This window comes from Capillibacterium thermochitinicola (assembly GCF_013664685.1).
GTDB classification, from domain to species: domain Bacteria; phylum Bacillota; class UBA4882; order UBA10575; family UBA10575; genus Capillibacterium; species Capillibacterium thermochitinicola.
This window is the reverse complement of record NZ_JAAKDE010000002.1, coordinates 39,436-61,734: the sequence shown is the minus strand read 5'-3', so window position 1 is coordinate 61,734 and position 22,299 is coordinate 39,436. Positions and strand designations below refer to the sequence as shown.

Annotated in this window: 15 protein-coding genes and 2 pseudogenes; 4 read left to right on the top strand and 13 right to left on the bottom strand. The window is 54.5% G+C overall.

The genetic code is table 11. The annotated features are described in order from the left end of the window. The first annotated feature begins 77 nt into the window (after positions 1-77). From G5B42_RS01105 to G5B42_RS11735, 3 genes and pseudogenes are all read left to right on the top strand, one after another. Positions 78-1,571: an ABC transporter substrate-binding protein gene (locus tag G5B42_RS01105; RefSeq protein ID WP_231133120.1), complete on the top strand. Its 1,494-nt coding sequence runs from the start codon at positions 78-80 to the stop codon at positions 1,569-1,571. Between the two features lie 21 nt (positions 1,572-1,592). Next, positions 1,593-3,308 carry a cache domain-containing sensor histidine kinase gene (locus tag G5B42_RS01100; RefSeq protein WP_181338598.1) on the top strand — a complete coding sequence of 572 codons (1,716 nt, stop codon included), beginning with the start codon at positions 1,593-1,595 and terminating at the stop codon, positions 3,306-3,308. Positions 3,309-3,345: 37 nt separating this feature from the next. Then, positions 3,346-3,678: pseudogene (locus tag G5B42_RS11735) on the top strand (response regulator); the annotation flags it as partial. A gap of 1,037 nt (positions 3,679-4,715) precedes the next feature. Here the strand turns inward: G5B42_RS11735 and G5B42_RS11730 are convergent. The 5 genes and pseudogenes from G5B42_RS11730 to G5B42_RS01075 form a co-directional block, all read right to left on the bottom strand. Continuing rightward, a complete protein-coding gene (locus tag G5B42_RS11730) occupies positions 4,716-5,249 on the bottom strand; it encodes a DUF2059 domain-containing protein (RefSeq protein ID WP_231133119.1) in 534 nt (177 codons plus the stop codon). Between the two features lie 82 nt (positions 5,250-5,331). Then, on the bottom strand, positions 5,332-6,399 hold the full coding sequence (locus G5B42_RS01090; RefSeq protein WP_231133118.1) for an MtaA/CmuA family methyltransferase: 1,068 nt from the start codon (positions 6,397-6,399) through the stop codon (positions 5,332-5,334). A 163-nt stretch (positions 6,400-6,562) separates the two neighbouring features. Continuing rightward, positions 6,563-7,868 (bottom strand): annotated as a pseudogene (gene eno / locus G5B42_RS01085) (phosphopyruvate hydratase). A 12-nt stretch (positions 7,869-7,880) separates the two neighbouring features. After that, positions 7,881-8,891 (bottom strand): phosphotransferase, encoded by a 1,011-nt coding sequence (locus G5B42_RS01080; RefSeq protein ID WP_181338596.1) that lies wholly within the window; start codon positions 8,889-8,891, stop codon positions 7,881-7,883. Between the two features lie 112 nt (positions 8,892-9,003). Continuing rightward, positions 9,004-10,338, bottom strand: a complete 1,335-nt coding sequence (locus tag G5B42_RS01075) for a GntP family permease (protein ID WP_181338595.1) — start codon at positions 10,336-10,338, stop codon at positions 9,004-9,006. 273 nt (positions 10,339-10,611) lie between these two features. On the opposite strand from G5B42_RS01075, the gene G5B42_RS01070 reads away from it, so the two are divergent. Next, entirely contained in the window at positions 10,612-11,829 is a 1,218-nt protein-coding gene (locus tag G5B42_RS01070; RefSeq protein ID WP_181338594.1) for a PucR family transcriptional regulator, read from the top strand. Between the two features lie 104 nt (positions 11,830-11,933). Here G5B42_RS01070 and pyrE read toward each other — a convergent pair whose 3' ends face one another. The 8 genes from pyrE to G5B42_RS01030 form a co-directional block, all read right to left on the bottom strand. Continuing rightward, positions 11,934-12,530: an orotate phosphoribosyltransferase gene (gene pyrE / locus G5B42_RS01065; RefSeq protein ID WP_181338664.1), complete on the bottom strand. Its 597-nt coding sequence runs from the start codon at positions 12,528-12,530 to the stop codon at positions 11,934-11,936. An 83-nt stretch (positions 12,531-12,613) separates the two neighbouring features. After that, the gene (gene pyrF / locus G5B42_RS01060) at positions 12,614-13,324 is read right to left on the bottom strand and encodes an orotidine-5'-phosphate decarboxylase (RefSeq protein WP_181338593.1); all 711 of its coding nucleotides are present in this window, start codon (positions 13,322-13,324) and stop codon (positions 12,614-12,616) included. A gap of 167 nt (positions 13,325-13,491) precedes the next feature. After that, a complete protein-coding gene (locus tag G5B42_RS01055; protein ID WP_181338592.1) occupies positions 13,492-14,409 on the bottom strand; it encodes a dihydroorotate dehydrogenase in 918 nt (305 codons plus the stop codon). Continuing rightward, positions 14,396-15,250, bottom strand: coding sequence for a dihydroorotate dehydrogenase electron transfer subunit (locus G5B42_RS01050; protein WP_331274003.1), 855 nt, complete (start codon positions 15,248-15,250; stop codon positions 14,396-14,398). The genes G5B42_RS01055 and G5B42_RS01050 overlap by 14 nt, the downstream gene beginning before the upstream one ends. 337 nt (positions 15,251-15,587) lie before the next feature. Beyond that, positions 15,588-18,761, bottom strand: a complete 3,174-nt coding sequence (carB, locus tag G5B42_RS01045; RefSeq protein WP_181338590.1) for a carbamoyl-phosphate synthase large subunit — start codon at positions 18,759-18,761, stop codon at positions 15,588-15,590. Beyond that, positions 18,739-19,848, bottom strand: coding sequence for a glutamine-hydrolyzing carbamoyl-phosphate synthase small subunit (carA, locus tag G5B42_RS01040; RefSeq protein ID WP_181338589.1), 1,110 nt, complete (start codon positions 19,846-19,848; stop codon positions 18,739-18,741). Before carA ends, carB begins: the two co-directional genes overlap by 23 nt. Positions 19,849-19,878: 30 nt before the next feature. After that, positions 19,879-21,207: a dihydroorotase gene (locus G5B42_RS01035; RefSeq protein ID WP_181338588.1), complete on the bottom strand. Its 1,329-nt coding sequence runs from the start codon at positions 21,205-21,207 to the stop codon at positions 19,879-19,881. Continuing rightward, the gene (locus tag G5B42_RS01030; RefSeq protein ID WP_181338587.1) at positions 21,194-22,132 is read right to left on the bottom strand and encodes an aspartate carbamoyltransferase catalytic subunit; all 939 of its coding nucleotides are present in this window, start codon (positions 22,130-22,132) and stop codon (positions 21,194-21,196) included. Before G5B42_RS01030 ends, G5B42_RS01035 begins: the two co-directional genes overlap by 14 nt. Positions 22,133-22,299 lie beyond the last annotated feature (167 nt).

Here is a 22,299-nt window from a genome sequence, read left to right as displayed (position 1 = left end):
AATAATGTCGCCGACCGAGTTTATTTCACAAAAGCAGGTGATGGGGGATGACCAGAAAAAGACTGCTTTTAATCTTAATGATCATTATTATAATTCTTCTTTTCTCTTTGCCCCGTTACTTTAATTGCTCGAAAAGCCCGCTCGAAAACGAAAAAGCCGAGCGTACAGACCCAATTACTGCCGAGCGCTTTGAGCATGAAAATACCAATTTCAAAAACCTGCAAATTCCCGCGGGCTATGATCTCCGGCAATTCCAGGGGATTACCCTGAATTTTATCGTGGAAAACAATATCAACGCCAATGTTCTTTCCCATGAAACCGAGGCTTTTTCCAGGATGACCGGGATAAATGTCAAGATCCGCTCGATGGATTATGAAACTTTAATCCAGCAAGCCAACAAGGATTTACTGTTTCAAACCGGGGATTATCCGCTTATCTATGTTGATCCCTATCAAACCCTGAATCGCTTCTACGATTACTTAGAAGACCTCAATCCCTATAATGAAGACCCCCATTTACCCAAACTGGCCGGTTTTCCTGACGATTTCATCGAAAATCAAACCGAAGTTCTTTCTTATTTCAAGGAAAAAAACCACTTGTACGCCGTCCCTTTTGACAGTAATACGATGATTTTATACTACCGGAAAGATATCTTCGACAAGTACAGAGACCAGTTTTATAACGAAATGGGTTATGACTGGACGCCGGGGACAAAGGATTTTACCTGGGAAAGATATATTGAAGTAGCGCAGTGGATTACCGAAAACGTCCCCGAGGTAAAGTATGGAAGTGGACAGATGGCGCAAGCGCATAACTCCATTTATTGTGAGTTTTCCAACATTCTTGCCGCCTACGGCGGGGATTATTTTGCCGATCCCAACGTCAATACTTTAGGGGTGGACACTTTTAACGAAATCCGGGTTTTGGAACCGGAATTCGTCAAAGCGCTGGATGTATATAAAGCGGTGGTCAAAGCCGCCGCCCCGGACAGTGTTAATTGGAATTGGACCGATTTGGCCAATGCTTTCCGCAACGGCGAAATCGCCATGATGCCGAACTGGGATGAAAACAGCACTTATATCGAGAATGAAGAATCTAAGGTGCGGGGGAAGGTGGGGTATGCGATCCTTCCTTACGGTGAAAGGAGAAGCGCCAATATCTATGGGGGTTCCGGGATTGGCATTAATAAGTACGCCTCCGAGCTTCAAAAGAAAGCAGCGTGGCTTTATATTACCTGGGCGACTTCCACCGAGATGCAGTTGGAAATTTTGGTCCATCCGGAGGGAGGCAGTTTACCAACCAGGAAATCAGCTTACGAAAGACTAGACGATTATCTGGACGAACTTACCCCGGGGACCAAATATAACGATCTTAAACACATGAAAGCCGTATTGGAGGCATGGAAGCCGGAGAATATCTATTTCCGGCCGAAGATCAAAAACTTCTATGAAGTGGAGAAGGTGTTGATTAGTAACCTCCATGAAATGGTGAAAAATGATCTGGACAGTGCATACGTCAGCAAGAAGATTTACCGGGAATTACAAGCGATCAAAAACAAGACTAATAAATAAGGCAATTGCGGTGAGTTTTGCGTGACTAAAGTAAGATTCTTCAATTCTTTACGGTTTAAATTGGGAATTATCGCTGTTTTTTTGATTGGGGTACCCATCACCCTCGGCGCGATTTTATATTCCCGGACGGTTAAAGAGATCATTATCGACAAATATATTACCACCGCCCTTGAATCGGTCTATGAGACCGGGGAAAAAATCAGTTTATACTTGAACGATCTGCAAAAATTCTCGATCATCATCGTCTCCGACCAGAGTTTCTTAGAAATGCTGCGCCATCCGTCGGTTTTCAGCAAAAACGACTTTAACATCAAACTACGGAATTTTATTACGACACGGGCGGATATTGAAGCAATCCACTTGTTACTGGACAAGGATTATTATCTAACCGGCGCCAAGTTGGCTTCGCAATTGGCAAGGGTTGATGAAGCGCTAATTAACTCTTCCGGCCAACCGGTTTGGCTTTCGACCAGAGAAGAAATGGTGGAGATCCTGGCCGGTACCTTTAAAAAGTACTACTTTACCCTTGGGCGGAAGATTATTGATTTCAACACTTTAAATGAATACGGTTATTTGTTGATTGATCTGGATGAAGTGATTTTAGAACAAGCGTACACCAGCATTAAGGAGGATGAGGGTTCCGAAGTTTTTATCTGTGATCAAGCAGGACGTATCATCAGTCATCCCCAGAAGAATAGAATTGGCGAGAGCATTCTTAACCAGGCCTATGCCGGTGAAATCTTGGCCAACAAAAAGGGGCAGATCCAATTTCGCGACCGGATTGAACAAGTCGCTCTTTACTCGACCATCGATAACGGCTGGAAGATTATCAAAACAGTCCCGACCAGTTATTTGTTTAAAGAGATCAACAAAATCCAAAGATATTTAACCTTTGGCGGACTCTTCTACGGTATTGCCATTGTCCTTTACATCATTCTTTTTGCCATCAGGTATACCGAGCCGATGTTTAAAATAATGAACGTGATTAAACGGGTCGAAGAAGGGGATTTGCAGGCGAGGGCGACCGTAAAAACAAATGATGAGATCGGACAACTGGGGGACAGTTTAAACAAGATGATTGCCAAAATGCAGATCCTCATCGACAAACTGGTCAAAGAAGAACAGGAAAAGAAAGAACTGGAACTCGAGGCCCTCCAGGCACAAATAAACCCCCATTTTCTCTATAACACCTTAAACACGATCAAATGGATGGCTAAAATCCAGGGAAATCAAAGTGTCAGTAAGGCGATTACCGCGTTGATCAAATTATTGCGCATCAGTACAAACCTGGGCCGGAACATGATCTCGCTCCGGGAAGAACTGGATTATGTAAAAGATTATATGGTCATCCAAAATCTACGTTTTAATAAAGCCATAAATATAGAATACATCGTCGATGAAAGCTGTCTTGATCTAATCGTTCCCAAATTAATTCTGCAACCAATCGTCGAGAATTCGATTATTCATGGGATGGAAAATGAAGAATTACAAATTGTCCTCAAAATCTACAAAAACGGTCATCAACTCCTGATTGCCATCAGCGATAACGGTCCGGGGATCAAAGAAGAAATCCTGGAGAATATCTTTGAAGCCGCTTCGGACCGGAACAAATTTTCCAAAGTGGGGCTCAACAACGTCAATCAGAGGATAAAACTGTATTGTGGCAATGAGTATGGACTGGACATTAAGACGGAGTTAGGCCAAGGGACAACGGTCATTCTCAAACTGCCGTGTTGATTCCCACAGTCCATGCCGGTTACTGGAGGTGGAACCAATGTACAAGGTGATGATTGTTGATGATGAGGTTCTGGTCAGGATTGGACTGAAAACAACCATCAACTGGGAGGATATTGGCTTCACCGTGGCCGCCGAAGCTTCCAATGGGGAACAGGGTTTCGAACAGTATAAAAAGCATCATCCGGACGTTTTAATCACCGACATCAAAATGCCAAAACGGGACGGGCTTTGGCTGATCGAAGAGATCCGAAAGGAAAATCAGGATATTAAAATCCTGGTGCTGACCTGTTATGATGAATTTTCGTATGCCAGAAAAGCATTACAATTAGGGGCGGATGATTACATTCTAAAATCCGAAGTCGAAGATGAAGAGTTAATCAGCGTGATGAAAAAAATAAAAAATAAAATCGATGTGCTTCGGCGGACAAAAAATAGTCAACTGCGGATGAAAAGCGATCGCCACGATATGAAGAGGTCGTTACTGAACGACCTGATTAAAAGTGATTTTTATGTTGATGAGAAAATCGTTGAACGCTGTGCCGAATTGGATTTTACCGTTGACAATACCAGATTTGTGTGGGCCAGTATCGGTATTGGTGAACAAGCAGGGCAAAACAACCCTAAAGTAAACAAGATGAAGCACAATGCCGTTTTGAACATTGTCTATGACCAATTGCAGGAGAAAGGACTGGAATATCTTTATAATCACCTGCGGGATAATTATCTTTTCCTGATTTCCGCTCGGGAAATGACCGCCTACCGGATCCAAAAGATTTTTGAGTTGGTCAGCAACGCCGCCAGGCAATACTTTGATCTGCCGTTGCAAATAATCTACACCGATCCTTTTGATGAGCTAAGGGAAAGGCCGGATATCTATAACGATTTTATCGAGAAAACGGGGATTCTCTTTTATTCCGGACCGCAACACGGATTAATCCAGAATACAAAAGAGATTAATTTTAAAGATGTGAATGTGTTTATTCTTAAAGAACAGTACAGTCCCAGTGTTATCGAATACATTGGCCAAGGGGACTTTGCTTCCCTGAAAGAATTAACCTATGAAATTGGCCACTATTTCAAAGATAACAAGATTAAACCCATGACGGTTAAGATCTTCTACTCCACGCTGGCCGGTGATATTTTCACCAGTTATGGACAGCTTTTTGAGGATAATGACGACTTTTTGAAGTATGAAGATTTTCACTCCGGCATTGTGAATCTGAATCGTTTGGAAAAGGTCAGCAAAGCATTTTTTGATTTTGCGGTAAAAGTCATGGATGAACTCAGGCAGGTCAAAAACGGCGAGTTAATCATCAACAAAGCGATCAAAGCGCTCCCGCCCCGTCGTCCGGGGCTGGGAGCGCAATTTTTTTCCGTCCGGATTTCTAGAAAGATAAACACGCCGGTCTACATTGCGCTGGCGGCTTCGATCTCCGCCTGCATCTCTTCGGCAAGGGCTTGGACCTTCGGCAACGTCGCCATCAGATACTTTTGGGTTATCTCCATTGTCTTTTGGGTAAGGACCGGCGTTTGGGCGACTGTCTTTTGTCCCACCGGCGTCTGGTAAAACTTGATCAGCTCCTGGATCTCCTCTTCCGTATAGATCGACATGTAAACTTGGATAAAATCATCCTTAATCTTCGCCCAACCCATCTCCTCTTCCATCAGATCCATCAGTTTACCGATATATTTCTCCATGATCTTAATTTGTTCAGGATTCAGATCTTCGGGTATTCCTTGCTGAAACTGCTCAAAAAGCATGGGACGGATTTGGGCAAAGGAATAGGCCAAGTTTTCCTCAAATCTCATCAGCCGGAATAGCTCCTCCACAGATTCGTAACGGGCGCTGGTGCTGGGGTTCGCCTCGGCCAAGCCGCCGGCCACCAAGATAAAGATGCAGCCGGCGATTAACACCTTGACCGCCAATTTCCACCTGTTCATGAGCGGGCCTCCTCCCCTTAGGTTTCTTCCAACACAGGTAATTGTACCATATTTTACCCAAAATTACCAAAACATAATAAGGTCAACTTTTTTTCCTGCCGTAGTCCTGAAGTTTTTTTACCGTCTCCGGACTATGGCTGTGGACGGTTTGCACCAAGGTTTTCAGATTCTCCGTCGGCACGCTCGTCGGAATCGCACACTCCGGACCGATCATTTGCACCCCGCAGGCAAGGTTGTACTCCACTTCCCGCCGGACCTCCGCCGGGGTCCCCTGGGACAGGGTGAGCGGATTATTGATCCCCCCGACAATTTTGATCCGGTCACCGGCCATCGCCACCGCCTCCGCAATATCGTTCCGGGAATCCATATGGAAACACTTAAAACCGGCCTTGATGAACAGGGGGAAGCGGTCGGCCACATTCCCGCAGACATGTAAAATCAACGGGCCGTATTGTTGTAAGATCCGGGTCACCCGGGCGTGGACCGGCATCACAAACTCTTCATAGATCTTGGCACTGACCAGATCGGCCGTGACATGGTCGGCCCAGGTAATAATGTCAGCGCCCGCTTCAAATTGGGCTTTGGCAAATTCCAATGGCACTTTCGCCAGTTCTTCGATGAGGGCACGGGTCTTCACCGGTTCCAGGATGGTATCCAGGATCAGATTCTCCACCCCGTAAAGATTATAGGCTAAAGTCCATGGCCCGATCACTTTCCCGATCACCGCCACTTCGCCCCGGAAGCGCTTACGCAAAAGCCGCAAAGCCCTTAAGAGTTGCTGGAACTCAAAACGGGAGAGAAAATTGTCGGGAATCGCAAACTCATCCAAACTGTGAAAGGCGGTCGCCATGACCTGGGGGGTACTGGTTTGGTCGCTCCAGTCCACTTTCGCCCCCAAGGCCGCCGCTTCAAGATGGACCGAAAAATAGGGGGCCACCGTGTCAAAGCCAAACTCCTCATGCCCCACTGCGGCCAGCTCCGCCATCTCTTCCCCGTTGGTGTGGGCGGAAGGAAAACTGGCACCGGACCGCCGCATCCCTTCGATAGTAGCCACCGAAGTCGGACTGACCGCCGGAAAGACGTCAAACTCGTCTCCCGCGATCGCCGCCATCACCCGTTCCCTGCTGGTCATCGTCATTTTCGGGGCCATCCGCTTCTCCCCTCCCAAAACGAAACTGGATTCGACCAATCGTGATCAATCATACTATAACACATCAATCATCCTCCAGTACAGTTATAGAGAAAGGAGGAGATCCTTCCTCTCCCCCTTTCTCCTCCCTTGGTATTAAGAAGCATTCCGTGCCGCCGGCACATTAACGCTGAATAATGCGGTCAAAAATCCGGCCGGAAGGATAGATCCCCTCCGCACCCAGGAGTTGCTCCATCCGGATGGCTTCGTTCCATTTAACCCCCCGCTCGCTGCGGGCGACCGACCCAACTTTCAATTGGCCCGCATTCGTGGCGATCGCCAGGTGGACAATGGTCGCGTCCTCCGTTTCTCCACTCCGGGCACTGATCACCGGGAGATAACCACTGTTCTTCGTAAACTCGATGGCATCCAAGGTTTCGGTAATCGTGCCAATCTGGTTCATTTTCACCAAAACGGCATTATAGGCTCCCCGCTCCACTCCCGCGCGGATGCGGGCAATATTCGTCGTAAAAAGGTCATCCCCAATCAACTGGACCTTTTTCCCCAGTTTTTTCGTGAGCAGGACGGCACCTTCCCAGTCCAGCTCCGAACAGCCGTCTTCCAGGGAAATAATGGGGTACTTATCCACCCACTCGCACAACAGGTCCACAAATTCCGCCGACGTAAACTCCCGGTCTTCGAGGCTGAACCGATAAACCCGCCGCTCCGGATCGTAGAATTCGCTCGAAGCAACGTCAAGCGCGATGGCGAGATCTTTCCCCGGTTCATAGCCGGCTTCCGCAATCCCCGCCACCAACAATTGCAAGCCTTTTTCATTGGACTTAAAAGCCGTCGGCCAGAAACCGCCCTCATCGGCGATGGAAAGCGGGCGGCCCGTCCGGGTGAAGACCTTTTTCGTCGCGTTATAAACATTAATCACCATCGCCAAGCCCTGCTCAAAACTGGTGGCCGTCAGCGGGATCACCAAATAGTCCTGAATGTCGACGGAGTTGACGGCATGCGCCCCCCCCGCCGATGATTTGGATCATCGGGACCGGCAATACTTTGGCGTTGGCTCCGCCCAAGTAACGGAAGAGGGGCTCCCCTTTGGCCTTCGCCGCCGCATGGGCGATCGCCATCGAGCAGCCTAAGATCGCGTTTGCGCCCAAGCGGCTTTTATTCTCTGTCCCATCCAGCTCAATCATCATGTTGTCCAGTTCCACCTGGTGGGTGGCGTCTTTCCCGATCAGGGCCGGGGCCAGGGTCTCTTCAATGTTCCTGATGGCTTTGCGGACGCTTTTGCCGCCCAAATCGGCCGGGTCCCCGTCCCGCAGTTCTAGGGCTTCAAAGCGCCCGGTCGAAGCACCGGAAGGCACCGTCCCGCGCCCGACAACTCCACAAGCCAGGGTCACATCCACTTCCACCGTCGGGTTGGCCCGGGAATCAAAAACCTGCCGGGCTTGAATCTTCGTAATGGTAAAGTCACTCATGTTGTCTCCTCCTCATCCGCCCACCGACTTGCTGATCAAGCGAAGGGCATCGGCAAAGTTTTCAATCTTCTCGGCCACGAGGCCAAAAGTCATCCGGCGTACCAATTCTTGTTTCTCCGGTTCCGCCGTCAGATACTCCACCGGCGATTTGCCATCAACCCGGGCAATCATCAAGAGCGCCAAGGTCCGGATATAACAAGACTCCAGTTCCGTCCGGTCCATATAGTCCACCCGGTCAAAATAAAGGCCGATCATATAAGCCAGCATATTGAGGTAAGCCTGGGCAAAGTGGGGATTTTTAACCGCCTTCAGGATAAAGTGGTTGGAGAAGAAGGCCAAATCAAAAGCGGGATGCCCGTAATGGGCCACCTCATAATCCAGGACCTTGATCCCGCGCCCCACAACCATGATGTTCTTGGGACTATAGTCGCCATGGACCAGAGTAATCTCCCGTTCCATCAACTCGGTACTCACCCGGTCGGCATAGGCCTGTAGCTGCGGGTGTTTCCCGACGGTAAAAATAATATAGGGTGAAATCCGCAAATCATAAAAGATCTTCTTGTCCGCAAACTTGGCCGCCACCGCCGGATCGCCGGCACATTCCTTATGCACCACCGCCATCGTCTCAATGGCCTTTTGCGCAATCTTGAAGTCAAGGAGCCCGTCCAGGAGGTCGGCTTTCCACATCGTGCAGCCGGCCGGCACCGCTTCCCGCCCGAAGATGTAATTTTCTTCGTCGTAAAAGTAGACTTCCGGCGCGTTTTCCGGCATTAGTTCGTGATAAATTTTATTGCTTTCGTATTCGATATTCATCCGGTTCGGGTCGCAGAGCCACGTCTCTTTCACTTTAAGTTTGGCCAAAGCTTGCTTAATAATCAGCGGTTTTCCGGGACGCTCGACATAGACGACAGTCCCGGAAACACCACCCTTGCAGTACTCGAGTTTAAAACCATCCGCATCGCTGATTAGCTTCCGTTGCCGTAAATATTCTTCGAGGATCTTCTGGTTGGAAATGTCGATCATGTCAATTCCTCCGTAAGTTTTATAAAGAGGGAGCCGGTTTGTTCCGCTCCCTCCTCTCTGACGATACCAAGTCTAGGTCCGCAAAGACTACCGGATGCTGGGGAGTTGTTGCTTAATGGACAAATAGTGAGAAGATATAAATGGAAACCAAGGCGATGGCGCCCATGACGAAAGTCGTGGCGGTCACTGCCACATAGCCCTTTTTAATGTCATAACCGGCCAGTTTAGTAACACACCAGAAATAGGAGCCCTGTGGGAAAACACCACAGAAGGAACCGCCGGCAATCGAGATCACGGCCAACTCGGGCGAGATTCCCAACGACGGCAGGAGCGGCAGCACAATCGCCGAGGCGGTGGTCAAGGCCACTGTGGCCGAACCCTGCGCAATCAGAACAATGGCGGAAATCGTAAAGGGCAGTAAGACACTGGGCAAGCCGGTTTTGGCGATTACATCGGCCAACACATTGCCGACCCCAATCCCTTGCAACACACGCCCAAAGCAACCGGCAATCCCGGTGATGAGCAGGATTTCGGCACTCTTTTCAATCGCCCTGGAGACCCAAGTATCGGTGACTTCAGCTGTAATCTTGGACGGTAAAAGGAACGAAACCAAGGTACCAATCAAGAGCGCAATATAGGGTGTACCCACAAAAGCGATGAACTGCCCCAAACCGCTTTCCGCATTGCCGTACTGCAACACGAAAGAACGGACGACAATGAGAATAATAGGCAATACAATCGGCAGATAAGACATAAAGGTGGAAGGTGCATGTTTGACTACTTCTTTAAATTGTTCATTGGCCGCCAGATCATCACTGTCCGCTTCGGCAATCTCCGGATACTTCTTACGGACATATGTCGAATTACACCAGAGCAGGGTCCCGAGGATCACGGGAATCGAAACAATTAGCCCATAGATCATAACTTTCCCGACATCGGCCCCGAGAATACCGGCAGCGGCAATGGGACCGGGCGTGGGCGGGACCAGGGAATGGGTGGTTAATAAACCGGTCATTAAGGCCATCACCAAAGTCATGTAGGGTATCTTCCCCACCCGGGAAAGGGCTTTAATTACCGGATTGAGAATGACAAAACCGGAATCGCAAAAAGTCGGAATCGAAACAACCCCGCCGGTTAGCGCGGTGGCGAGGGGTGCCCGTTTGATCCCGACTAAACGAAGAAGAGAATCGGCAATTTTTTGGGCGCCACCGGTAACTTCCAAGATTTCACCGATGATCACACCACAGATAATGACAATCCCGATGTTCTGCATTGTTCCGCCAAAGCCCTGGGCAACCATGTTCGCCACATCAGTTAACGACAGCCCGCCGGCTACCCCGAGAAGCAAGGAAACAATTAGCAAGGACAAAAAAGCATGAATTCGTAGTTTCGAGATCATCACCATCAGCAAAGCTACGCCCAACACAAGCAGAATTACTGAGTACATCCATTTTCCCCCTTAGTTTCGTCTCTTGTCGAAAGTATGATCATACTTCTCAACTAAAAGTATAAATAAGCCGCTACGCTTGATCAATATTAATCTTATAGAAACATTGTACAATTTATCTGTTTGTTTTATTTTATTATGTGCATATTGCACATTTTTCTTTTCTTGTTTTAAGTTGTTTAAATGACAGTTGTGCTATTCTGATAAGTATTGTATTATTTATGATGAAACCTGTGCTTTTTGCACTATACATTATTGGGCAGGGATTACAAGATGATCAATGTCGACTTTATCAATCATATTTTGGAAAAATTCCGCTCCCCACACCTCACTATTTACATTACCGATGCGGAAACGCGCATTTTATCGGCGACCAACGAGGAACGGATCGGACAGACCAGCCGGACCGCCAGTTATATCATTAGTATCATGCGCCCGGCCACCATCGAGAGTAACGCCGCCGAATCCACCGACGCCGGCGTTGTAGTTTACGGCACACCGGTGATGAAAGAAAACAATTTGTTTGGTACGGTCATTGTGCGCGGCCCGGCCGGAGCGGCGGTCCAAACCGGCAATACCATCAAAATGCTCCTGGAAATCACCTTGGAATTTTTGTACAGCACCACTGAACAAACCGACAGCCATAGCCCTGAATATAAAATGGCCCAAATTGCCAGCCAAATCCTTTCGGATCATGTTGACAAGGAAAAGCTCTATTCGCTGATGTACAGTCATGAGTTGGATCCGCAATTATTACGGACGGTCATCTGTATCCGGCTTAATTACTACCAAACCAGCTACTTCAATATTAACTTGAATTTGGGATACCAATCTTCGATTGAGCAATTACGGGAAACCGTTTTTCAGCGCATCCGCGCCAACCGTTATCTCAACTCTCAAGATCTTGTCTACACTGCCGACCGCAATACGATCTTGATTCTGAAGTCCTTTATTCCCTCGCCGGATATATCCCGGATTTACTTGGCCCTGGATGTAATCTGCCGTGACCTGGCCGCTTCCTTGAGTTCCTTCTCCGGTTTTTCTTTTAGCATCGCCTACGGCAACCTTTACGAAGACATTACGCAACTGCGCAAAAGTTGGCTCGAAGCCATTGAAACCCTGGAAATCGGCCAGGAGACGGATCCGAACGCCCAATTTTATAGCCTGGAAACCCTTTTGTTTGACAATGTCTGTTTACATCTCCAACCGCAAATCATCAATAAATTTCTCCTTCCCGCCCTGAAAAAACTGACCAGAAAGGACGGCACCCTTCCCCAAGACTTGATCGAAACGTGCGAAGCGTTTGTTGACAACTGTATGAACCTCTCGGTCACCGCCGCCAAAACGCGGATCCACCGGAATACCATCAGCGCCCGTCTGCAAAAAATGAAAAACCTGACCAACCTTGATCCGGTTTCAAGTTTCCGCGATGCTTTTTTAGTCAAAATGCTGGCTTTATATGTCAGACACAATAATATCAAGCAGATCTGAGCGGTAAGAAACCAAAATGAACCAAAGTTGATCAGTAGATTATAAGCGGTTTATAAGCAAAGCACCGGCCGTTTCAACAAACCGAAAGGACAAACCGACCGCAACTAGGCATTACCCCGGCTCCCCGGCTTCTCCCAGGGAATCCCCTGGGCGCAAAGGGGACACTCCTCCAGGGCAAACGCCTCAATCTGCAGCGACAGCAAACTGTGGAGGGGCAAGCCGGCAAAAGTCACCCGGCCTCCGCTGCGGTCCACCAGAACGCCCACCCCCACCGGTTCGGCGCCAAGGTCCTTAACCAAGTCGATCACTTCCTGCACCGACCCGCCGGTGGTGATCACGTCCTCCACCACCAAAACTTTTTCCCCCGGTTTGAGGGTAAAACCCCGGCGCAGGGTCATTTTGCCGTCCTGCCGTTCGGCAAAGAGCGCGCGCACGCCCAAGGCCCGGCCTACTTCATGGGCGACCAGAATCCCGCCCATCGCCGGTCCGACCACCGTCTCCACGCCTACCCCGGCATAGTGGGCGGCCAGAGCTTCCCCTAAAGTAGCCGCCAGCCACGGATACTGTAAAACCTGGGCACACTGCATATACTGGGCGCTGTGTTTCCCCGAAGTCAGGACAAAATGCCCTTGGCGCAAGGCGCCGGTCTCGTTAAAAATGGCCATAATCTCCGTTACCCCCATGGGGCTTCCGGCCTTCATACCGCCGTAACCTTCACACATATGGATTCCCCCTTCACGCAATTCAATCCAATCCCAATCAAACCCACCTTATAAACCACACCCTACTCCCAAAGCGCCGCCAGGGCTTGCCGCGGATCCGCCGCCCTGGTCACCGGCCGCCCGACCACCAGGTATGAACTGCCCGCCTGGAGGGCTTCCCGCGGCGTCACCACCCGGACTTGGTCGTTTTTCGCACTCCCCGGCGGCCGGATCCCCGGTGTAACCAGAATAAATTCGGGGCCCAGCTGTTCGCGAAGGACCGCCGCCTCCTGGGCCGAAGCCACCACCCCGTCCAAACCGGCTTTTTTCGCCAGACGGGCCAGGTTGACCACCTGCTCCTGCGGGCTGGCCTGTACTCCAATCGCCCGCAGGTCTTCCGGGCCCATACTGGTCAGCACCGTGACCCCGATCACTTTGATCCCGGCCTCGTGGCACACCTCCGCCGCCCGCGCCATCATGGTATAACCCCCGGCGCAGTGGATGTTCACCATATCCACGCCGGAAGTGCACAGCACCTTCAGGGTCCGTTCCACCGTGTTGGGAATATCGTGCAACTTCAGATCGAGAAAGAGGGAAAAGCCCATCTGTTTAAAGGTCTCAACCAGCTCCAGTCCGGAGAGGGCGTACAGTTCCAGCCCAATCTTCAACCAGCAGCCGGAGCCCTGGAGGGCCTCCGCCAAGGCCAGCGCTTGCGTACGGGAATCAACATCCAGCGCCACCATCACTTTTTCGTTGAGGTTATGTCCCCCCGGCCAATCCTTGTTTACCGCCATTTACCCAGTCCTCCTTTTTTACCCGGATCCCCGGTCTTCATAAATCGGTCCGTTTCTCTCCTTTACTATCCTTTACCAACCCCAGCATCCAAACCGGTTTAATTCAACCCCCGCCTGGCCTGGATTATTTCCTTCTAACAGCTGGCCGAGCCGGTGCTTATTCCCCTCTAGCGGTGGGCCAAGCCAACGATCTCCCGGACCGCCGTAAAACCGTTCTGCCGGCAATACTCCGCCAGCCCGTCGATGATCTCCAACGGGGCCAGGGGATTGACAAAATTGGCCGTTCCTACGCTGACCGCCGAGGCCCCCGCCAGCATAAACTCGACCGCATCCTGCCAGGTGCTGATCCCGCCCATCCCGATGATCGGCAGGCGGACCGCTTGGTAGACCTGGTATACCATCCGCACGGCCACCGGGAGGACCGCCGGGCCGGAAAGCCCGCCCATGATGTTACCGAGGACGGGTTTTCTCGTTTTGATGTCAATCCGCATCCCCAAAAGCGTATTAATCAAGGAGATTATATCGGCCCCGCCGTTTTCGACCGCCTTCGCCAGTGTCACAATGTCGGTCACATTGGGTGAAAGTTTGGCGATCAGCGGCAGCTTCGTGTTTTTGCGCGTTGCGCTCAGGACCGCCTCGGCGCTTTTGGGGTCCGTGCCAAAAGCCAACCCGCCCTGTTTAATGTTGGGGCAAGAGATATTGACCTCCACCGCCGCAATACAGGAATCTTCCGGTAGCGCGGCAGCCATTAACGCGTAGTCATCCAGGGAAAAACCGGAGATGTTGACGATGACCGGCGTCTTGAGCTTTTCCAGCCGGGGCAGGTACGTGGTGAGGAACTCGTCCAGACCGGGATTCTCCAGTCCCACCGCGTTCAACATGCCGGAAGGGGTCTCCACCACCCGGGGTGCGGGGTTTCCCCGGCGCGGCAAAGGAGTAATCCCCTTCACCGTAATCGCCCCCAAGCGGGATGGATCGTAAAAGGCTGCATACTCTTCCCCAAAACCATAAGTGCCCGAGGCCGTCATGACCGGATTCTTCAGGGTTAACCCGGCCAGACGCGTGGTCAGGTCAACCGGTTTCATCCCAGACCACCTCCCTGCCGTCAAAGACCGGGCCGTCCTTACAGACCCGCCGCCGCACCGGCGTCCCCTCGGCGGTCCGCACCAAACAGGCACAGCCCAAACAGGCCCCGATCCCGCAGGCCATTCGCTCTTCCAACGACACCTCCACCGGGACGCCCGCCCGGCCGCAGCAGGCGGCGACCGCCTGTAACATCCCTTTGGGGCCGCAGGCCGCCACCGTTATCGCCGTGCGCCCTTCCGGGCTTTTTACCAAAGCTCCGGCCTGTCCGCCAGACGGGGCGGATTCTGCTTGTTGGCCGGCCGCTGTTTCCGGCGCCAGCGCCGCTTGAAGGAGATCGGTCACCAAACCGGGGTGGCCCATACTCCCGTCCACCGTGGCCACGGCATAATCGACCCCCATCTGGAAGAGGGTCGCCCGGCCGACGTCCTCCAGAAACCTCCGGTTTTCCCCGCCCCACAGGACTTTGACCCGTACCGCCAAGCGGTCCACCGCTGCGAGCAGGGCAAGAAGGGGAAAGAGGCCGATCCCCCCGGCCACCAGGAGGAGTTCGCCCGCGGCCGGGACCGTAAACCCCTTCCCCACCGGCCCGATCACGCTCAAGGTCTCCCCGGCCCGTACCCGGGTAAGGAGGGCGGTCCCCCGGCCGGTGACCCGGTAGTATATGGTAACCTCCCCCTTTGGCCGGTCAATCCCGGCAATACTGAACGGCCGCCGTAATAGGGGGTCGGTGGCCGTCCCCACCTGCACGTGGACAAACTGGCCCGGCCGGGCTGTCGCCGCCACCGCCCCCTTCAGTACCAGCCGGTAGATCGCCGAACCTAAACTCCGGTTTTCAAGCACCGTCTCCCGATGGAGCATGCCTATCACCTAATTTCTTTTTTTAATAATCTTCCGATAAAACGTGCCTTTTCCGCTCGTTACCCGTTACTCGTGTATAATTACCTTTGTTCGCCTTCCCCCAGCCGGGCCAAATGGTATTCTCCACAGACTTGAATTTCTTGGCACAGTATTCTTAGCGAAGCGGAGGTTGAAAGAAGGTCGAGCGACATGGAGGTCGCGAGCCGCTTTGGTTCAGGAGAAACCATAAAGCGATCTGCCTGCTTTCAACCGGAGCTGAGCTTTAGAATACGCCAGGAAATTCACTGGAAGGGGAAATACCATTTGGCCACATTTCTGCTCACAACACAATCAAACTCGGCACGGTCTCTTCCATCACCTGCAACCACGCCGCCGCCGTGTCCAGACTGGTAAAGCAGGGAATCCCCTGTTCTACCGCCGCCCGGCGGATGGCGAAACCGTCGGTGGCCGTCTTCCGGCCGTGGGTGGTCGTGTTCAACACACACTGGACCTGCCCCTGGCGGATCTGGTCCCGGATCGCCGTCGAACCGGTGTGCAACTTCGCCACCGTGGTCACTTCAAGACCCGCCTGGCGCAGGGCCTTCGCCGTTCCTTCGGTCGCCACCAACCGGAAGCCCAGGTTATGGAAGCGGCGGACCAGCTCCACCCCTTCGGCCTTGTCGCGGTCGGCCAGGGTGGCCAGCAAAGTACCGTGGACCGACATCCGCATCCCGGCCGCCAGCAACGCTTTGTAGAGCGCCTTGGCGTACTGGTAGTCGATGCCCATCACTTCACCGGTGGATTTCATCTCCGGCCCCAGCGAAGGTTCGACCTTCTGCAGCTTCGAGAAGGAGAAGACCGGAACCTTGACGGCCACCTTATCCCCGGCCGGCTTCAGCCCATGGGCAATCCCCATGGCCGGCAGGCTTTCCCCCAGCATGACCCGGGTCGCCAGGTCGACAATGGGCAGTCCGGTCACCTTGCTCATGAACGGCACCGTCCGGCTGGAGCGGGGGTTGACTTCCAAGACGTAAACCTGGTCTTGGTGGATCACATACTGGATGTTCAACAGGCCTTTAATCCGCAGGCTCCGGGCGATGGCCGCCGTCAGCTCAGTGATGGCCGCTTGCTGTTCTGCCGACACCCGCTGGGGCGGGTAGACGGCGATCGAATCCCCGGAGTGAATCCCGGCCCGCTCCAGATGCTCCATGATTCCGGGGAGGCAAACCGTCTCCCCGTCGGCAATGGCGTCCACCTCCACCTCTTTCCCCACAAGGTATTGGTCGATCCAGATCTGCTGGGCGGGGAACTCCTGCAGGGCCTGGTCTAAAACCGTACGCAGCTGCGCCTGGTCGTAAACGATTTGCATCGCCCGTCCCCCCAGGACATAAGAGGGGCGGACCATCAACGGGTAACCCAGCTCCCCGGCCAGCCGCTCCCCTTCGGCCACCGTGGAGACGCAGCCGCCCCGCGGCCGCCGGGCCCCAATCTCCTGCAGGACCCGGTCGAAGAGGCCCCGTTCCTCGGCGCGGTCAATATCCTCCACCGCCGTCCCCAGAATCTTGTAACCCCGGGCGGCCAGCCCTTTACAGAGCCCCAGCGCCGTCTGGCCGCCGAACTGAACGATGACCCCCTCCGGTTTCTCCTTTTCCAGCACCGCACAGACATCCTCCAGAGTGAGCGGTTCGAAATACAACCGGTCGGCCGTATCAAAATCGGTCGAGACCGTCTCCGGATTGTTGTTGATAATGATGCTCTCCACACCAGCCCGGCGCAGCGCTTTTACAGCATGGACCGAACAGTAGTCAAACTCGATCCCCTGCCCGATCCGGATCGGCCCGGAACCCAGGACGACCACCTTACGGCGGGTGCTGACTTCCCCCTCATCCTCCTGGTCGTAACTGGAGTAAAAGTAGGGGGTGGTCGCCTCATACTCCCCGGCGCAGGTGTCAACCATCTTAAAGACCGGCCGCAGGCCATACTTCATCCGGAAAGCATAGACCTCTTCTTCGGTGGCGCCCCACAACCGCGCCACCTCCCGGTCGGCAAAGCCCAGCCGTTTCGCCTCTTTCAGGGCGGCAAGACTAAAGGGGTTGGCCTTCAGCTCCGCCGCCAAGGCGACAATCCCCTGGATCTTCTGTAAAAAGAAGGGGTGCCACTGAGTCAGATGGGCAACGCGGGCCACGGCCCAGCCCCGCCGGAAGGCCTCGGCGATGATGAATAAATGGTCGTCCGCCGGCTGCCGGCACCGGACTTCCAGTTCGGCGTCGCTTAAGCCCTCCAGCCCCGGATCGAGCAGGCCAAAGACCTTCATCTCCAGGGAGCGGACGGCTTTATTGAGCGCCGTCTCCAGGTTCCGCCCCAGGCCCATCACTTCGCCGGTGGATTTCATCTGGGTGCCTAGCGTCCGGTCGGCATCGGAGAACTTGTCAAAGGGCCAGCGCGGAATCTTAACCACCACATAATCCAGAGCCGGTTCCGTGCAGGCGCTGGTCTGGCCGGTGACGGCGTTTTTCAATTCCGCCAGGGTGTAACCGATGGCAATCTTCGCCGCCACTTTCGCAATGGGATAGCCCGTTGCTTTGGAAGCCAAGGCACTGGAACGGCTGAGGCGCGGATTAACCTCGATCACCACATACTCCAATTTCTCCGGGTGGAGGGCGAACTGGACATTACACCCGCCGGCAATTCCAAGCGCCTCGACGATCTTCAACGCCGACCCCCGCAGACACTGCAGTTCCTCGGCGGTCAGGGTCTGGCAGGGGGCCACCACAATGCTGTCGCCCGTGTGGACTCCCACCGGATGCACGTTCTCCATATGGCAGACGGCAATGCTGTTCCCCGCACTGTCGCGCAAAACCTCAAACTCGATCTCCCGCCAGCCGGCCACACTTTTTTCCACCAGAATCTGCCGGATCAGGCTGGCATTAAGGCCGTTTTCGGCGATTTGGCGCAATTCTTCCGCGTTCCGGGCGATGCCGCCCCCGGTTCCCCCCAGGGTAAACGCGGGCCGGACAATCACCGGATAGCCAATAGTTTCGGCAAAGGCCAAGGCCTCCGCCACCTCCGCCACGATCGTACTCTCCGGAAACGGTTCGTTCAACTCTTGCAGGAGCGCCCGGAACTCCTCCCGGTCCTCGGCCCGCCCGATACTTTCCAGCGGCGTCCCGAGCAAGGTGACCCCGCAGCGGGACAGCACCCCGGCCTTGGCCAACTGAAAGGCCAGGTTTAAACCGGTCTGCCCGCCCATCGTCGGCAGGAGCCCGTCCGGCCGCTCCTTCTCGATGATCCGCTCCAAAAACTCCAAGGTTAAGGGTTCGATATAAATTTTGTCGGCGCTCTCCTGGTCGGTCATGATCGTGGCCGGATTGGAGTTGACCAGGACGGTCTCGATCCCTTCCTCCCGAAGCGCCCGGCAGGCCTGCGTCCCCGCATAATCAAACTCGGCGGCCTGTCCGATGATGATCGGCCCCGAACCGATCACCAACACCTTACGCCAGTTCCCTTTCGGCATGGTCCATCCTCCCTTCCACTACCGCCGCGAACCAGGCAAAAACCCCGTCGTGCACGGCCGGGCCCGGAGCCGCTTCCGGCTGGTACTGCACCGTGAGGATCGGTTGCTCCGTATGGCGGAGCCCTTCGACGGTGCCGTCGTTCATATTTATCGCCCACACGATAAAGCCCGTCCCCGTTAGCGATTCGGCCCGTACCGCATAGGCGTGGTTCTGGGCGGTGATCAACACTTTGCCGCTCACCAGGTTTTGCACCGGATAATTACCGCCCCGGTGGCCGAAGGGCAGTTTATACGTCTCGGCCCCCGCCGCCAGCGCCAGCAGTTGGTGGCCCAACCCAATCCCGAGGATGGGCAGTCGCCCGCTGAGTTTCCGGAGTTCAGCCTGGATCGCCGGCAGCGCCGCCGGATCCCCCGGTCCGCTGCTGACCACCAGCCCCTTGGGCTTCACTTCCAGGATCGCCGCCGCCGGTGTCCCGGCCGGGAACACATGGAGGCAGAAACCCTTTTGCTGGAGGCAACGGAGGAGGCTCCGTTTCACGCCCAGATCAAGGACGGCCACCACCGGCCCCGCGCCCGGAATGACGTAGCCTTCCGCGGTCGTGGCCTGGTAGACCCAATGGGGCGCAGGTCCGTTCTCCTCCGGAGCGGGCGCGGCCCAAAAACGCTGCCCGGCCTCTAAATCGCGCACCAACACCCCGGGCTGCGTTCCCTTTTGCCGCAGATACCTAGCGAGCGCCCGGGTATCGACCCCTTTGAGCCCGGGAATCTTTTGTTTAACGCAAAACTCCTCCAGACTGCCGTCGGCCCCCGGTGCCCCCGCCCCGGCGGCCGGCTCCCGGAGGATGATCCCTTTCAACAGTACTTTACCGGCTTCACCGGCCCCCCGGCGCCAGCCGGAGTTTCCGATCTGGGGCTGGGTGAAGGTCAAAATCTGCCCGGCGTAAGACAGATCGGTGATCATCTCCTGAACACCACTCATCGCCGTGTTAAAAACAACCTCGCCGCTGACCGGGCCGTCCGTTTCCGGCCAGAAGCCGAACTCCTCCCCGGCAAAGGCTTTACCGTCCTTTAAAACCAGCCATGCCATGGCCTTGCCCCCTTTGTCCTGTTCTTTATTTCAGTCCAACACTTTCCGGTCCTTCACGACCAGCTTGCCGCCGACCCAGACCATTACCGGAAAGCCCTGCAGTTCCCGGCCGAGAAACGGCGTGTTGTGGCTTTTGGACTCCCGGGTTTCCGCCGTCACCCGTTCCCGCCGCGCCGGGTCAAAAAGGACCAGATCGGCCGGGCTGCCTTCCGCCAACGTCCCGCCCGTGAGCCCAAAGCGGCGGGCCGGATTGACCGCCCACAGCTCAACCAACTTCTCCGGGGTCAGCTTCCCCTTGGCCACCAGCTCCTGCCACACCGCGGCCAAAGCCGTCTCGAGCCCGTTGATCCCGAAGGGCGCCTCCGCAAAGGGCCTTGCCTTCTCTTCCCAGGTGTGGGGTGCGTGGTCGGTGGCCAGCATGTCAATGGTCCCGTCCAACAGTCCTTCCAGCAACGCCTCCTGATCCGCCCGGCTGGGCAGCGGCGGGTTTACTTTATATGAAGTGTCGGTCAGCGGCACATCCTCGTCGGCCAAGAGTAAATGATGGGGATTGACCTCGGCCGTGAGATCAACCCCGGCCTTCTTGGCCATTCTAATCACCTGGACACTTTCTTTGGTCGACACATGGGCGATATGGAGACGGCCCCCGGTCTCCCCGGCCAGCAGGGCATCGCGGGCCACCATCACACTCTCGGCACTGGCCGGAATCCCTTTGAGGCCCAGCCGGGCACAGTGCTCACCCTTTCGCATCACGCCCGCCCCGGCCAAACTGTCGTCCTCGCAGTGACTGATCACCGGACAGCCGGTGAGCTTGGCGTACTCCAGGGCCAGCCGGAAGGTCTCCGCGCTCTGGATCCCTTTACCGTCGTCGGAGAAGGCCACCGCCCCGCCGTCCTTCAGGTCCACCATCTCCGTGATCTCCTTCCCGGCCATCCCCTTGGTCACGGCGGCCACCGGATAGACCCGGGCTTTACCCGCCCGTTCACCCGCCAGCCGGACATACTCCACCAGCGCGCGGCTGTCGATCACCGGCTGCGTATTGGCCATGACCAGGATGGAGGTGAAACCGCCCCGCACCGCCGCCCGGGCCCCGCTGCGGATCTCCTCCTTCTCCTCCTGTCCCGGTTCGCGCAGGTGTACATGGGCATCGACCAAACCGGGGAAGAGATACATGCCCGTTCCGTCCACCTGGTCAACCGCCGCCAGGTCGGAGCAGCCCAGCAGGGCCAAGACCGCCTCGGCGGTTAACGTTTCGCCCACCACCACCTTATGGATCCGGCCCTCCCGCACCAGCAGACTGCCGCGGCCGGAGATCCCGCAGGCCGGATCGACAAGATGCGCATCTTTAATCCACAACATCGCTCGTTCCTCCTCCCATCAGCAGATAGAGCAAAGCCATCCGGACCGCCACCCCGTTGGTCACCTGTTCCTCAATCACCGAACTGGTGCTGTCTGCCAGGTCACTGGCGATCTCCACCCCGCGGTTGATCGGCCCGGGGTGCATGACGATGGTCGCTTTCCCGGTTTTGGCCAGGCGTTCTTTCGTTAAACCGTAGAGCCGGTGGTACTCACGGACGGACGGGAACAAGCCCCGTTCCTGCCTTTCCAACTGCAGGCGCAGGGCCATCACCGCATCCGCCCCGGGCAGTTCCCGGTCCAGATCATGGGAGAGCTTGACCCCCAAGTAGCCCATTTCCGGCGGGAGCAGCGTCGGCGGTCCCACCAGCACCACCTCCGCACCGAGTTTTTTCAGGCCCAATACGTTGCTGCGGGCCACCCGCGAGTGGAGAATGTCGCCGACGATCACGATTTTCTTCCCGGCAATCTCCCCCAGCCGTTCTTTGAGGGTGAAAAAATCCAGCAAAGCCTGGGTGGGATGGGCATGCGCCCCGTCGCCGCCGTTGATCACACCCGCCTTGAGCTGTTCGGCCAGAAAAGCGGCCGCGCCGGCACTGGCGTGCCTGATCACAACCAGGTCAATCTTCATGGCCTGCAGCGTCTTGGCCGTATCATAAAGGCTTTCTCCCTTGTTGACACTGCTCTGGGCCACGGAGAAGTTGGTCACATCCGCCCCCAAAATTTTACCGGCCGTTTCAAACGAGGTCCGCGTCCGGGTACTGTTCTCGTAAAACATCAGCGCAATCGATTTTCCCCGGAGGGTCGGCAGTTTCTTGAGCGGGCGCGCCAAAATCTCCTTCATGGGGACTGCGGTTTGCAAGACATGTTCAATCTCTTCAGCGGTTAAAGCATCCAGGTCCAACAGGTTCCGGTGTCTCCAGTGCATGGGGCAAACCTCCTTCCAAACTTGCGGGGTGATACAAAAAACCTCCTGGCCAAAGGCAGGAGGAATTGCAGTGCCAATCCAGCTTACCCTTGGCTACCTCACGGGATAACCTTAAAGGGGTGAGGAACAAAGCTCTGAACAAAACGGCGGAATCAAAAAAAGCTGCC

Excerpts from the sequence above, each read along its gene's own strand:
- G5B42_RS11730 (WP_231133119.1), bottom strand. The coding sequence starts at position 5,249 with ATGAACAGGTGGAAATTGGCGGTCAAGGTGTTAATCGCCGGCTGCATC.
- pyrF (WP_181338593.1), bottom strand. The coding sequence starts at position 13,324 with ATGGCGGTAAACAAGGATTGGCCGGGGGGACATAACCTCAACGAAAAA.
- G5B42_RS01090 (WP_231133118.1), bottom strand. The coding sequence starts at position 6,399 with ATGGCCCCGAAAATGACGATGACCAGCAGGGAACGGGTGATGGCGGCG.
- carA (WP_181338589.1), bottom strand. The coding sequence starts at position 19,848 with ATGGCATGGCTGGTTTTAAAGGACGGTAAAGCCTTTGCCGGGGAGGAG.
- carB (WP_181338590.1), bottom strand. The coding sequence starts at position 18,761 with ATGCCGAAAGGGAACTGGCGTAAGGTGTTGGTGATCGGTTCGGGGCCG.
- G5B42_RS01105 (WP_231133120.1), top strand. The coding sequence starts at position 78 with ATGATCATTATTATAATTCTTCTTTTCTCTTTGCCCCGTTACTTTAAT.
- G5B42_RS01080 (WP_181338596.1), bottom strand. The coding sequence starts at position 8,891 with ATGATCGACATTTCCAACCAGAAGATCCTCGAAGAATATTTACGGCAA.
- pyrE (WP_181338664.1), bottom strand. The coding sequence starts at position 12,530 with ATGAAGGCCGGAAGCCCCATGGGGGTAACGGAGATTATGGCCATTTTT.
- G5B42_RS01070 (WP_181338594.1), top strand. The coding sequence starts at position 10,612 with ATGATCAATGTCGACTTTATCAATCATATTTTGGAAAAATTCCGCTCC.
- G5B42_RS01035 (WP_181338588.1), bottom strand. The coding sequence starts at position 21,207 with ATGTTGTGGATTAAAGATGCGCATCTTGTCGATCCGGCCTGCGGGATC.
- G5B42_RS01030 (WP_181338587.1), bottom strand. The coding sequence starts at position 22,132 with ATGCACTGGAGACACCGGAACCTGTTGGACCTGGATGCTTTAACCGCT.
- G5B42_RS01075 (WP_181338595.1), bottom strand. The coding sequence starts at position 10,338 with ATGTACTCAGTAATTCTGCTTGTGTTGGGCGTAGCTTTGCTGATGGTG.
- G5B42_RS01055 (WP_181338592.1), bottom strand. The coding sequence starts at position 14,409 with ATGAAACCGGTTGACCTGACCACGCGTCTGGCCGGGTTAACCCTGAAG.